Below are 12,979 nucleotides of genomic sequence, written 5' to 3'. Positions count from 1 at the left end.
TTATTAACGAAAACGTTTGAATTTGCTACTATAATTAAATAGTTAGCAAAAATGCTCTCGTTTTACATTTTCGTTTATTAACTTTACATAAACAAACAATAAAATGACTTCAAAGATTAAAAAAATAGGTGTTTTAACTTCAGGTGGAGATTCACCTGGAATGAATGCAGCGATTCGATCTGTTGTTCGAACTTGTGCTTATCACAATATCGAATGTTTGGGTATTTACAGAGGATATCAAGGAATGATTGAAGGTGATTTCAAAGAGATGGGACCTCGTTCTGTAAACAATATCGTAAACAAAGGTGGAACCATTTTAAAGTCCGCTCGTTCAAAAGAATTTATGACCGCTGAAGGCCGTAAAAAAGCATACGATAATTTGGTAGAAGCAGGTGTTGATGCCTTGGTTGTAATTGGAGGTGATGGTTCATTTACAGGGGCAGAAGTTTTTAATAATGAATACGGCTTTCCAGTAATGGGAATTCCTGGAACAATTGACAACGATATTTTTGGAACAAGCCATACCTTAGGTTTTGATACGGCTTTAAATACTGTAGTTGATTGTATAGATAAAATTCGTGATACGGCCAGTTCTCACAACCGTTTATTTTTAGTTGAAGTAATGGGAAGAGATGCGGGTCATATCGCTTTAAATGCTGGAATTGGTGCTGGAGCAGAAGAAATACTTATTCCGGAAGAAGATTTAGGATTAGATCGTCTTTTAGAATCGTTACAAAAAAGTAAAGCGTCAGGAAAATCTTCAAGCATCGTTGTTATTGCAGAAGGCGATAAAATTGGAAAAAATGTATTCGAATTGAAAGATTATATCGAAGAAAATTTTCCAGAATATGATATTCGAGTATCGGTTTTAGGACACATGCAACGCGGTGGTTCGCCATCATGTTATGATAGAGTTTTAGCCAGTAGATTAGGCGTAAAAGCTGTTGAATCTATTTTGGAAGGAAAATCAAACTATATGGTGGGAATTCTTAATGATAAAGTTGCCTTAACTCCATTAGAACAAGCCATTAAGGGTCATGCCGAAATTGATAAAGAATTATTGAGAGTTTCAGATATAATGACTACATAAAATAAAAAAACAATATAATATTAATATTCGCTCAAAGCATAAAGCTTAAAGCCTAAAGCCAAAAAAAATGTCAAAAGTAAAGTTAGGAATTAACGGATTCGGAAGAATTGGAAGAATTGTTTTCAGAGAAACATTTAACAGAGATAATGTAGAAGTAGTAGCTATTAATGATTTATTAGATGTAGATCATTTAGCCTATTTATTAAAATACGATTCAGTACACGGTCGTTTTGCAGGAAAAGTAGAGGTTAAAGATGGAAATTTGTTTGTAAATGATAAATTTATCCGAGTTACTGCAGAAAGAGATCCAAAACTAATTAAATGGGACGACAAAGATGTAGATGTGGATGTGGTTGCAGAATGTACAGGAATATTCACAACTTTAGAAACGGCTCAATATCACATTGATGGTGGTGCAAAAAAAGTAGTTATTTCAGCGCCTTCGGCAGATGCTCCAATGTTTGTTATGGGAGTTAATCACACAGAAGCAAAAGCAACAGATACCATCGTTTCTAATGCGTCTTGTACTACAAACTGTTTAGCACCATTAGCAAAAGTTATTAATGATAATTTCGGAATTGTTGAAGGATTAATGACTACAGTTCACGCTACAACAGCTACTCAATTAACTGCAGATGGTCCTTCAAGAAAAGATTGGAGAGGTGGTCGTGCTGCAAGTGTAAATATCATTCCATCTTCAACTGGAGCAGCAAAAGCGGTTGGAAAAGTAATTCCGGCGTTGAATGGTAAATTAACTGGTATGTCATTCCGTGTTCCTACAGTTGACGTTTCTGTAGTTGATTTAACAGTTAAAGTTGCTAAAGAAACTTCTTACGATGAAATTATGGCAGTTTTGAAAAAAGCTTCTGAAAACGAAATGAAAGGGATTTTAGGATTCACAGAAGACGATGTGGTTTCTCAAGATTTTGTTGGAGATTCAAGAACTTCTGTAGTTGATGCAAAAGCTGGAATTGGATTGAATTCTACCTTTTTCAAACTAGTTTCTTGGTATGATAACGAATATGGATATTCAAGCAAATTAATCGATTTATCAGTTCACGTAGCTGGTTTAAAATAATATATTTCAAAAAAATCCCGTTGGACTTGTTCAACGGGATTTTTTGCTACCTAACCAAATCAAAACCCAAATGAAATTATTAGTTGACAGTGGATCTACAAAAGCCGATTGGATTGCTATTGATGATGACGGAAAAGTATTATTCACAACACAAACTCTAGGTTTAAATCCAGAAGTTTTAGATAAAGAAGAAATCATCAATCGTTTAGATGATAAATTTGATATTTCTCACAATAAAGACAAAGCAACGCACTTATTCTTTTATGGTGCAGGTTGTGGAACCGATAGAATGAAGAATTTTCTTTCTGATGTTTTTCAAGTCTATTTCAAAAATGCAGCAATTGTTGTTCATGAAGATACCTATGCTGCTGTATATGCAACTACGCCAAAAGATACAGAAGCAATTGTTTGTATTTTAGGAACGGGCTCAAATTGCAGTTATTTTGATGGAAAAGTGTTGCACCAAAAAGTACAATCATTAGGTTATATTGCTATGGATGATTGCTCAGGAAATCGTTTTGGACGTCATTTATTAAGAGGTTATTATTTCAATAAAATGCCTAAGGAATTGGCTATTGAGTTTGAAGAAGAGTACAATGTTGATGCTGATTATATTAAGCATAATTTATACAAAGAACCTAATCCTAATGCTTATTTAGCAACATTTGCAAAATTTTTAATCAAACACAAAGACACCGAATTCTGTCAAAAATTCATTCACAGAGAAATGGAAAGTTTTGTAGAAAACTACATTGAGCAATTTGACAATTGTAAAGAAGTACCCGTGCATTTTGTGGGTTCAATTGCTTTTTACTTGAAAGATGAATTAACAGCAGTTTTATCTAAACATGGAATCCAAATTGGAAATGTTTTGCGTCGACCAATTGATGGTTTGATTGCTTATCATATCATGAATAAATAACAATAAAAAAGCCCATTACATTAATAATGGGCTTTTTTTTACTCTTAAATATCGTCAAAATCGATATTTGTAAAACTTTCTGCTGATTTTATTTCTTCGACATCATCAGAAAAAGATTCTCTTTTGAAATCTTTTTGGTGTCTTTCAGAAATTACTTCTTCACCTTTTTGATCTAAAACAAAATCTGTCATCTCGTCTAATATTTCTCTAAAAGCAGCAAAATCTTCTTTGTATAAATAAATTTTGTGTTTTTTAAAATGGTATGATCCATCTTCTTCTGTAAATTTTTTACTTTCTGTAATTGTAATGTAGTAATCTTCTGCTTTTGTTGACCTTACATCAAAGAAATAAGTTCTTCTTCCTGCACGCAATACCTTAGAAAAAATTTCTTCTTTTTCTAACATTTCATTTTCTCTCATAATCCTACTGTCAAATTAATTAGTTATAGCTATTCAAAAATCTAAAAAAAAATTGGATAAAACAAAAAATTAATCGATTTCTTTTTCTGAAAGTTGTTTTAAATACAATTGTTTGTAGTAGCCGTTTTTGTCTAATAGTTGATTGTGAGTGCCTTGTTCAATTATTTTACCTTCTTCAAGGATTATAATTTGATCTGCATTTTTAGCCGAAGAAACTCTGTGACTTACAATTATTGTGGTTTTATCTTTGCAATAAGCTAATAAATTGTTTAGAATGGTTTCTTCCGTTTCGGTATCTACAGCACTTAAGCAATCGTCTAATAATAGAATAGGCGCATTTTTTATTAATGCACGAGCAATTGAAACCCGTTGTTTTTGCCCGCCTGAAAGCGTTATGCCTCGTTCACCTAAAACAGTTTCATATTGTTCATTAAATGTGATGATATTTTCATGAACTACAGCTTTTTTAGCGGCTTCGATTACTTCTTCATCTGTGGCGTTTTCATTGCCAAATTTAATATTGTTTTTGATACTATCTGAAAACAAAAATGCATCTTGTGGCACTACACTAATCTGATTTCGTAAATCGTATAAATTTACCTCTTTAATGGATTTGTTGTCCATCAAAATATGACCACTAGTAGTATCATATAATCTGCTAATCAAGGTTAGAATGGTTGATTTTCCGGAACCTGTTTTTCCTAAAATAGCCAACGTTTTTCCTTTTTCAATACTGAATGAAATATTGTTTAAAGCCTGAATATTTGTATCTTCATAAGTAAATGATACATTTTCAAAGGTTATTGTTCCAGCTACTTTTGTGCGTTCCGTTGTGGTATTTTTAATTTCGGGTTCTTCTTTTAAAAATTCATTGATCCGTTTTTGAGATGCTTCAGCTTCTTGAACTAAAGAAGAAACCCAACCTAATGATGCTACTGGCCAAGTCAACATATTTATGTAAAGAATAAACTGAGCAATTACACCAATACTTGCAATTTCAGGATCACCATTCATGTACATTGAACCACCAACAAAAACCACTACTAAATTACTCAATCCAATAAGCAAAATCATTAACGGACCAAAAAGCGAATTTACTTTTGCTAAATCCATTGCTTTGGTTTTGCTTTGTTGTGTTAAATCAATAAACTCTTCTTGTTTTTTAGTTTCAATCGCATAAGCTTTTATTACACGAATTCCCGAAAAAATTTCTTGAGTAAACGAAAATAAGTTGGATAAATTTTGTTGAAAAGCACCACTTCGTTTATGAATTTCAGAACTAATTTTAAAAATACTGTATGATAATAATGGAAGCGGAAGCAAAGAATACAAAGTTAGTTTTGGTGAAATATTATACATGTAAATTACCACAATAGTAAATCGCATTAATGTATTTAGTGAGTACATTACTGCTGGGCCTACATACATTCGTACTTTTCCAACATCTTCACTAATTCGGTTCATTAAATCACCTGTGCGATTGCGTTTGTAGAAACTTTGCGATAAATTTTGATAATGATTGAAAATTTCATTTTTTAAATCAAATTCCACATAACGCGACATCACAATCAATGTTTGACGCATTAAAAAAGTGAAAAATCCAGCTATAATTGTGGTAATCAGGATGTAAAAAATGTTTTTTAGTAATGAAACTTTTAATAATTCAACATCTTTTGTTGACGATTTTACATAATCTTCAATTACTTTTATTGAATTTCCAATAAGCTCTGGAGTAAATAATGAAAAGATTTGTGCGATTATAGTTATAAATAAGCCAAGTAAGAAGCGATATTTATATTTGATAAAGTATTTGTTTAAATATTGTAATTCTTTCATAGTATTTTTAGTTGTTGTAACATTTTCGTATCTATTACATTAAAAAGCTAACGTATTGATAATGAAGGATTCTAATTTTTTACAACATTTCATTGCTAAATTATTAAAATAAATATAAATTATTGAATCATTTTAAAATTATTCGTAATATTGTAATTAAATATTGAATAATTTTCAACCCAATTCATATCACATGACAGCAGATTTATTAAAAGCAAGTGAACTTCATAAAGTAGACCCAGTTTTTGGTCAAGTTTCTTTTGATGGTCATGAACAAGTTGTATTTTGTAACGACAAAGATACAGGTTTAAAAGCAATTATTGGAATTCATAACACAGTTTTAGGACCCGCTTTAGGTGGAACAAGAATGTGGAATTACACAAATGAATGGGAAGCTTTAAATGATGTACTACGTTTATCTCGTGGAATGTCTTTTAAAAATTCACTTTCTGGTTTAAATTTAGGTGGCGGTAAAGCCGTAATTATTGGCGATGCAAAAACGCAAAAAACACCTGAATTAATGACAAAATTTGGACAGTTTGTAGATTCATTATCAGGTAAATATATCACTGCAGAAGATGTAGGTATGGAAACAAAAGACATGGATATTGTTAGAGAAGTAACAAAACATGTGGCTGGAATTTCTGTAGAAAAAGGTGGTTCAGGAAATCCTTCTCCTGTTACAGCTTATGGTGTTTTCGTAGGTATGAAAGCAGCAGCTAAATATAAATTTGGTTCAGATAATTTAGAAGGTAAAAAAGTATTGGTACAAGGAATTGGTCACGTAGGTGAGGTGTTGGTTCAACATTTAACGGAAAGTGGTGCAATTGTAACCGTTACAGATATTAATGAAGAAAGAGTACATCAAATAGGAGCTAAATATGGCGCTAAGATTTTTACTGGTGCTGATTTGTATAGTGCTGACGTAGATGTTTATGCACCATGTGCTTTAGGAGCAACAATTAACGACAACACAATTCACAACATTAAAGCTTCAATTATTGCAGGTGCGGCTAACAACCAATTGGCAAATGAAGCGGTTCATGGAAAAATTTTGAAAGAAAGAGGTATTTTGTATGCTCCAGATTTCTTAATCAATGCGGGTGGTGTTATCAATGTATATTCTGAATTAGTAAATTGGTCAAGAGAGCAAGTAATGCAAAAAACAGAAAACATCTATAATACAGCATTAGAGATTTTCAAATTTGCAGATGATAACAATATTACAACCCATCAAGCGGCATTTTCAATGGCACAAAAACGTATTGATGATACAAAAAATGGGTTAAACAAGTAATTCGTTTTAAATAAAATTGTATTTTTGCAGAGCGAAAGGAGCTATTCTTTCGCTCTCTTAATTTTATAAAGTTCTTAATTAGTATGTTAAACAGAAGACATATCCGAGTAAAAGTGATGCAAAGTATTTATGCAATGCACCAACATCAATCAGATAATTTAGATAAAGAAGAAAAATTCTTGTTTCAAAGTATCGAAAACACACAAGATTTGTATTTATTATTGCTTTCGGCACTGATCGAAATCAAGAAAAAAGAAGAAGAATACATTGATTTGGCTTCAAAAAAACATTTAGCTACTAAAGAAGAACGCAATCCAAGCTTAAAATTTATTCAAAATAAAGTTTTGATTCTTTTATCTGAATCAGAAGCCTTAGAAAATGCTTTAGACGATAGAAAAATCAAAAACTGGAAAAATAACGACGATATTATTTTATTTTTAATTGAGTCAATAAAAGCAAGTAACTTATATAAAGATTACATGCAAAAACCAGAAGGTAGTTTTGATGATGATAAATATTTCATGGCAGATTTATTTACCGAAGTAATCGCACCAAGCGACAAATTATATGATTATTTAGAAGATTATAAGTTAACTTGGGTTGATGATTTACCAGGAATCAATACGTTGATTTTAAAGCAAATTAAACAACTAAAATCGGTTAATGATACTTTAGTTTTACCAAAGGTTTACAAAGACGAAGACGATAAAGAATTTGTAAAAAATTTATTTAGAAGAACGGTTTTAAACGAAGTAGAATTATCAAAAGAGTATATTGATAAAACACCAAATTGGGATGTAGAACGTATTGCAGAAATTGACACCATTATTCTTAAAATGGCTATTTGCGAATTATTAAAATTCCCATCTATTCCAGCAAAAGTAACAATTAACGAATATTTAGAAATTGCAAAAGAGTATTCTACACCAAAAAGTAGTATTTTTATCAACGGAATTTTAGACAATTTAGTCAAAGAATTTGAAAAAGATAACAAATTAAAAAAATCGGGTAGAGGTTTATTATAAAATTTAAATAGATGATGAGAAAATCAATTGGGTTATTCGCCCTTTCATTAGTTGTATTAACAACAGCTTGTAAACAAGAAAGTGCTGCAGATAAAATCACAGATGCAGATATTAAAGCTATAGAAGCAGAAAAAGCATTAGTTGGAAAATTACCAAAAGTTCAATTAGACAAAGAAATTCATGATTTTGGAACAATTGCAGAAGGAACTGTAGCTGAAACAGAATTTATTGTAACCAATACGGGTGAAGGTGATTTATTGATTGTAGATGCAAAAGGAAGTTGTGGTTGTACCGTTCCTGAACCACCAAAAGATCCAATTAAGCCAGGAGAATCAGCACCTATTAAAGTATCTTTTGATTCAAAAGGCAAACCAGGGGCACAAGAAAAAACGGTAACATTAACGACCAACTCAGAAAATGGTAAAGAAATGTTCAAAATCAAAGCTAACGTAACACCAATGGCTGGAAGTACAGCACCAAACAAATAATTTATTATGGAACCAAGTTTAATAATACAAATCGTATTAATGATTGCCGTGTTTTATTTTTTATTGATAAGACCGCAACAACAAAGAGCAAAAAAAGAAAAAGCATTTGAAGCAGCTTTAAAAGTGGGAGATAAAATCATTACTAAATCTGGCATTCATGGAAAAATTGCTGAAATGAATGAAGATACTATCGTAGTAGAAACTATGGCAGGAAAAATCAAAATGGAAAAGTCAGCTATTTCATCTGAATTGAGTGCTAAATTAGGTGCAAAATAGTATCAAATTTACTTACAAAACATAATAAAAGATGCCAAACTAAATAATTAGCTTGGCATCTTTTTTTTGAATCAATAATTAACTATTCTTTTGCTTCTGAATTTTCTTCAGCTTTTGAACCCATTCTATTTAAAGTATACATAGGAGCAAATTTGATTTTCAAACCAGCAATTTTATTATTGTCAGAACTTGATAAACCTTCATTTTCAACCGTATTTTTTCTTGTATCTAATGCTTCATATAATAATTTGATTTCATCCCAATCTTCTCTTGAATACGCATCTTTGTTTTTTTCTACAGTAGACACAAAGTTGTCATAAACACTTAGAATATTGGTTTTGTTAACCCAATTAAAACTCATATCGTCACCCATATCATTAGATCCAAAAAGAGCTGTTCTTACGGCTGATTTTGTTACTGTTTTTGGTTGTTGTGCTAAATAGCTAGATTTATATAGTTCATATTTATCACTTGATACTACAATTTTTCCTTCGTATTCTTCACGATTCTCAAGTTCTAATAGCGCATTTTCAGCTATTAATTTTCTTCTTTGATGATCATTTTCGATACTATCCCAGTCTGTTTTTAAATCAGCAACTGCAACATTATTTATTGAGTCTACAAACATTTCATAGTCTGCTACAGCTTTTTCAGCATAGGTTTCTTTTTCGTTTTTACAAGAAATTAATGTAAATACCGATAAAACGGCAATAAGTAAAAATTTTAAATTTTTCATTTTGATTGATTATTTGTTAGTAATTTTTGAAAGTAATTTGGTTACCGCAAATTGAACGCCATAACCAATAATTTTTTTAAATGTATTTTTTGAATCTCCAACTACCATTTTGTTAGATAAATAACCACCAACAATACTTGTAATGGTAGTAAATAAATTATTTTTATTAGTAGCTGTTTTGTAAAACTCAGAAACACCTTGCTCTACGAGACTAAAAACGGTTACACTTTTCTGAACAACAAAGTATTGTGCTTTTAGTTCTTGAAATTCATTGGCATGTTTTGCTTTTAACGCAGCAATTTTTTGGTCAAGAATGTCGGTTTGTTTTAGTGTTTTCATGTTCAAATCTTTAAGGCTTCTCTGTTTCTTTTAGCCGCTTTTTTTCTTTTAGTAACTTAGAAACGATTAAGTTATCGATAGGTATTTTAATCAAACTTTTTCGGAATATAAATACTATAATTCCTAAGATGAAATAAAATCCAGAGACAATAAAAAAGCCTAAAGCATTATTTCCTAAAAGATTACCAATAAAAAAACTAATTCCGATGTTAACAAACAAAGTAAACATTCCTACTATAATTGAAATTGAAATTACTACCGTTAATGATGAAATCACATCTGAAGTTTTCTCAATAGTATGTAGTTTTAGTAGCTCTAAACTAGTTTTAGAATACTGTTCTGCTTTTTTATAAAGAAGTTCTACATTTGAGGCTATGTTTTCCATTGTTATTCCGTTTTTATTTCGAAATTTCGTTATTCATTCGTTCTAATTTTGATTTTCCTTCTTCAATAGCATCTTCTGCACTTGATGCAAAACTTGAATATTGATCCTCTATAGAAGCAACAAAATCATTAAAATTACCTTGTAAATTATCCTTTAAATCGGTTCCTTTTTGAGCAATTTTTCTTCTTGTATTACTTCCTTTATCTGGGGCAAACAAAATGCCTAATAAAGCGCCAACAGCTAGTCCACCTAATACGCCTACAACAACATCTGAATTTTTCATATTATTATTTTTATTGATTTATATTTCTCTTCCTTTGATTAATCTAAATAGAATGGCAATTACTGCTATTACTAATAAAATATGGATAATTGAGCCCACACTATAGACAAAAAATCCCAATGCCCAAAGAATAACAAGCACTATCGCTATGGTGTATAATAAATTTGACATATATTTATAATTTAAAGTTACTTCTCGGATAAGTTAAGTTATTCAACCTATTTTAATTATTACAAAGGTGTAATGTATTGAATCATTTTGTGTTACATTACAAGGCTTAAATGTTATATATTTCCCACTTTTAATAAAAAAACTAGGCTTTGACTTTCCAAAACTTTAAACTAAATTTGCCAAACAACTAACTTTAAACTTAAAACAGTTTTGACAACACAACAATTAACGGCTCAGATTCATTCAAAAAAATCTTTTCTTTGTATTGGCTTAGATGTCGATTTGACCAAAATTCCACAACATTTATTACAAACCGAAGATCCAATTTTTGAATTCAACAAAGCAATTATAGATGCAACTCATGATTTATGTGTTTCTTACAAACCAAACACTGCATTTTATGAAGCTTATGGTATAAAAGGTTGGCAATCGTTACAAAAAACCATTACTTATATCAACGAAAATTATCCTGAAATTTTTACAATTGCCGATGCAAAACGTGGCGATATTGGTAATACTTCAAGCATGTATGCCAAAGCTTTTTTTGAAGATTTAAACTTCGATTCGGTTACTGTGGCACCTTATATGGGAAAAGATTCGGTTGAGCCTTTTTTGGCTTTTGAAAATAAGCACACGATTTTATTGGCTTTAACTTCAAACGAAGGCGCTTTTGATTTTCAAACAAAAAATAATTCTGAAGGTCAAGAATTGTACAAAGTAGTTTTAGAAACCTCAAAAGCATGGAAAAATGCTGAAAATTTGATGTATGTTGTTGGAGCTACTAAAGCAGAATATTTTACCGAAATTAGAAAAATTGTACCCCATAGTTTTTTATTGGTTCCTGGTGTTGGCGCTCAAGGCGGAAGTTTAGCAGAAGTTTGTAAATACGGAATGAGTGATACTGTTGGACTTTTAATCAATTCGTCACGAGGCATTATTTATGCTTCAAACGGAACAGATTTTGCAGAAAAAGCAAGAGAAGAAGCATTGAAATTGCAACAAGAAATGGCTGAAATTCTTAGATAAAAACTAAAATCCTTCAAAAACGCCTAAACCAAATAGTGCAAAATCATATTTTACAGGATCATTAGCATCAAGTAATCTTAAATTAGCATCCAATTCAGCTAATGCTTTTGCGTCGTTTTGTTTGCGAATCAGTAGCTTTAGTTTGCGAGCCACATTGCCCGAATGCACATCTAACGGACACGAAAGCTGAGCAGGTGAGATGTTGTTCCAAATGCCTAAATCGACACCTTTGTTGTCATCACGAACCATCCAACGCAAATACATATTGATGCGTTTTGCAGCAGAACCATTCAATGGATCTGAAATGTGTTTTTCAGTTCGTGCCAAATGTGGTGCTTCAAAGAACAATTGTTTAAATTCAGAAATCATGTGTTGCATTGTAGCATTTTCTTTCGAAAAAACCGCTTCTAATCCGTAATGATTGACGTAAATGTGTTGTAAGCCTTTCACAAATCCCACAAAATCTTGCCCGTTAAAAGTGCGATGCACAAAATGTTCTAACGTTTCTAATTGTGTTTCTGAATGATTCATGACGAAATCGTAAGGCGAATTTCCCATCAAATCCATCATTTTTTTCGCATTGTTGATAATCATTTTGCGATTTCCCCAAGCTATGGTTGCTGCAAGAAACCCAGCAATTTCAATATCCTCTTTCACCGAATACAAATGCGGAATCTGAATCGGATCGCTTTCAATGAAATTCGGATTGTTGTACAGTTCGACTTTTTCGTCAAGAAATTCTTTTAACTCGGATGGTGTCATTTTTTGGTTTAACATATAAGTCATATAAGTTCTAAAAAACTTAAATGTACTTTTGGTTACTTTTAAAGTTAATTTTAGCTTTTATGACTTATATGTTTATTAATTTAAATAGTTACAATATTCCCATCCACCATCGTCAGTTTTCTATCTGCCATATTGGCTAATTCTTCGTTATGGGTAACAATTACAAAGGTTTGTCCAAATTCATCACGTAATTTAAAAAACAATTCGTGTAAATTTTCGGCTGTGGTTGTATCTAAATTTCCCGAAGGTTCATCGGCAAAGATAACGGCTGGTTTATTTATTAAAGCTCTGGCAACAGCAACACGTTGTTGTTCTCCGCCCGAAAGTTCACTTGGTTTGTGATGTGTTCGTTCGGCTAAACCTAAATAAGATAACAAGCGTTTTGCTTCGCTTTCAACTTCTTTTTTATTGCGATTTGCTATAAATCCTGGAATACAAACATTTTCTAAAGCGGTAAATTCGGGTAACAATTGATGAAATTGAAATATAAATCCCAAATGCGTGTTTCTAAATTTCGATAAATTTTTATCATTCAGGTTGAGCACTGATTCACCGTTAATTTCTAAAACAGTATTGTGTTCTTTCTTGGGAAGGTCTAACGTACCTAAAATTTGCAATAAAGTAGTTTTTCCTGCCCCTGAAGCTCCTACAATTGAAACGATTTCCCCTTTTTTAATATGCAAGTCAACGCCTTTTAAAACGTGTAATGTGTCGTAATATTTATGTATGTTTTTTGCAACTATCATAATCCAAGATTTCTACAAAGAAACAAAGATTTTATACAAAAGAAAAAGTTTGCTACAGTTTCTAATCATAATCAAA

At 31.3% G+C, this 12,979-nt stretch carries 17 protein-coding genes; 8 read left to right on the top strand and 9 right to left on the bottom strand.

All coding sequences use genetic code 11. The features are described from left to right. Nucleotides 1-103 precede the first annotated feature (103 nt). From pfkA to OLM52_RS05320, 3 genes are all read left to right on the top strand, one after another. Nucleotides 104-1,090, top strand: a complete 987-nt coding sequence (gene pfkA, locus OLM52_RS05330; protein ID WP_264550105.1) for a 6-phosphofructokinase — start codon at nt 104-106, stop codon at nt 1,088-1,090. Between the two features lie 67 nt (nt 1,091-1,157). Further along, nucleotides 1,158-2,168 carry a type I glyceraldehyde-3-phosphate dehydrogenase gene (gene gap, locus OLM52_RS05325; RefSeq protein WP_264550104.1) on the top strand — a complete coding sequence of 337 codons (1,011 nt, stop codon included), beginning with the start codon at nt 1,158-1,160 and terminating at the stop codon, nt 2,166-2,168. Between the two features lie 70 nt (nt 2,169-2,238). Beyond that, a complete protein-coding gene (locus OLM52_RS05320; protein WP_264550103.1) occupies nt 2,239-3,090 on the top strand; it encodes a BadF/BadG/BcrA/BcrD ATPase family protein in 852 nt (283 codons plus the stop codon). Nucleotides 3,091-3,134: 44 nt separating this feature from the next. Here OLM52_RS05320 and OLM52_RS05315 read toward each other — a convergent pair whose 3' ends face one another. Both OLM52_RS05315 and OLM52_RS05310 read right to left on the bottom strand, forming a co-directional pair. Next, the gene (locus tag OLM52_RS05315) at nt 3,135-3,509 is read right to left on the bottom strand and encodes a PUR family DNA/RNA-binding protein (protein WP_262317676.1); all 375 of its coding nucleotides are present in this window, start codon (nt 3,507-3,509) and stop codon (nt 3,135-3,137) included. Between the two features lie 69 nt (nt 3,510-3,578). Then, complete coding sequence (locus OLM52_RS05310; RefSeq protein ID WP_264550102.1) at nt 3,579-5,345, bottom strand: ABC transporter ATP-binding protein; 1,767 nt, start codon at nt 5,343-5,345, stop codon at nt 3,579-3,581. A 193-nt stretch (nt 5,346-5,538) separates the two neighbouring features. On the opposite strand from OLM52_RS05310, the gene OLM52_RS05305 reads away from it, so the two are divergent. The 4 genes from OLM52_RS05305 (at nt 5,539) to yajC (ending at nt 8,431) form a co-directional block, all read left to right on the top strand. Continuing rightward, nucleotides 5,539-6,642 (top strand): Glu/Leu/Phe/Val family dehydrogenase, encoded by a 1,104-nt coding sequence (locus OLM52_RS05305; RefSeq protein WP_264550101.1) that lies wholly within the window; start codon nt 5,539-5,541, stop codon nt 6,640-6,642. Between the two features lie 83 nt (nt 6,643-6,725). Next, complete coding sequence (nusB, locus tag OLM52_RS05300; RefSeq protein ID WP_264550100.1) at nt 6,726-7,667, top strand: transcription antitermination factor NusB; 942 nt, start codon at nt 6,726-6,728, stop codon at nt 7,665-7,667. Between the two features lie 11 nt (nt 7,668-7,678). Continuing rightward, nucleotides 7,679-8,155: a DUF1573 domain-containing protein gene (locus tag OLM52_RS05295; protein ID WP_264550099.1), complete on the top strand. Its 477-nt coding sequence runs from the start codon at nt 7,679-7,681 to the stop codon at nt 8,153-8,155. Between the two features lie 6 nt (nt 8,156-8,161). Further along, nucleotides 8,162-8,431 carry a preprotein translocase subunit YajC gene (yajC, locus tag OLM52_RS05290; protein ID WP_264550098.1) on the top strand — a complete coding sequence of 90 codons (270 nt, stop codon included), beginning with the start codon at nt 8,162-8,164 and terminating at the stop codon, nt 8,429-8,431. An 82-nt stretch (nt 8,432-8,513) separates the two neighbouring features. Here yajC and OLM52_RS05285 read toward each other — a convergent pair whose 3' ends face one another. Genes OLM52_RS05285 through OLM52_RS05265 form a run of 5 tightly spaced genes read right to left on the bottom strand, consistent with a single transcriptional unit; the run spans nt 8,514 to nt 10,345 of the window. Continuing rightward, nucleotides 8,514-9,167 (bottom strand): DUF6565 domain-containing protein, encoded by a 654-nt coding sequence (locus OLM52_RS05285; protein ID WP_264550097.1) that lies wholly within the window; start codon nt 9,165-9,167, stop codon nt 8,514-8,516. 9 nt (nt 9,168-9,176) lie between these two features. Beyond that, nucleotides 9,177-9,506, bottom strand: a complete 330-nt coding sequence (locus OLM52_RS05280; RefSeq protein WP_264550096.1) for a hypothetical protein — start codon at nt 9,504-9,506, stop codon at nt 9,177-9,179. 10 nt (nt 9,507-9,516) lie between these two features. Then, nucleotides 9,517-9,891 carry a hypothetical protein gene (locus tag OLM52_RS05275; RefSeq protein ID WP_264550095.1) on the bottom strand — a complete coding sequence of 125 codons (375 nt, stop codon included), beginning with the start codon at nt 9,889-9,891 and terminating at the stop codon, nt 9,517-9,519. 13 nt (nt 9,892-9,904) lie between these two features. Beyond that, complete coding sequence (locus OLM52_RS05270; RefSeq protein WP_264550094.1) at nt 9,905-10,174, bottom strand: YtxH domain-containing protein; 270 nt, start codon at nt 10,172-10,174, stop codon at nt 9,905-9,907. Between the two features lie 18 nt (nt 10,175-10,192). Next, a complete protein-coding gene (locus OLM52_RS05265; RefSeq protein WP_264550093.1) occupies nt 10,193-10,345 on the bottom strand; it encodes a lmo0937 family membrane protein in 153 nt (50 codons plus the stop codon). A gap of 210 nt (nt 10,346-10,555) precedes the next feature. Between OLM52_RS05265 and pyrF the strand changes: the two genes are divergently transcribed. Further along, nucleotides 10,556-11,371: an orotidine-5'-phosphate decarboxylase gene (gene pyrF, locus OLM52_RS05260; RefSeq protein ID WP_264550092.1), complete on the top strand. Its 816-nt coding sequence runs from the start codon at nt 10,556-10,558 to the stop codon at nt 11,369-11,371. A gap of 3 nt (nt 11,372-11,374) precedes the next feature. Here the strand turns inward: pyrF and OLM52_RS05255 are convergent, their stop codons facing one another. Together OLM52_RS05255 and OLM52_RS05250 are read right to left on the bottom strand one after the other, a co-directional pair. After that, nucleotides 11,375-12,133 (bottom strand): TIGR02757 family protein, encoded by a 759-nt coding sequence (locus OLM52_RS05255; protein ID WP_264550091.1) that lies wholly within the window; start codon nt 12,131-12,133, stop codon nt 11,375-11,377. 104 nt (nt 12,134-12,237) lie between these two features. Continuing rightward, the gene (locus OLM52_RS05250) at nt 12,238-12,903 is read right to left on the bottom strand and encodes an ABC transporter ATP-binding protein (RefSeq protein WP_264550090.1); all 666 of its coding nucleotides are present in this window, start codon (nt 12,901-12,903) and stop codon (nt 12,238-12,240) included. Between the last annotated feature and the right edge of the window lie 76 nt (nt 12,904-12,979).

The sequence above is a fragment of the Flavobacterium sp. N2820 genome, assembly GCF_025947285.1.
Taxonomy (GTDB): domain Bacteria; phylum Bacteroidota; class Bacteroidia; order Flavobacteriales; family Flavobacteriaceae; genus Flavobacterium.
This window is presented reverse-complemented; position numbering and strand designations above follow the sequence as displayed.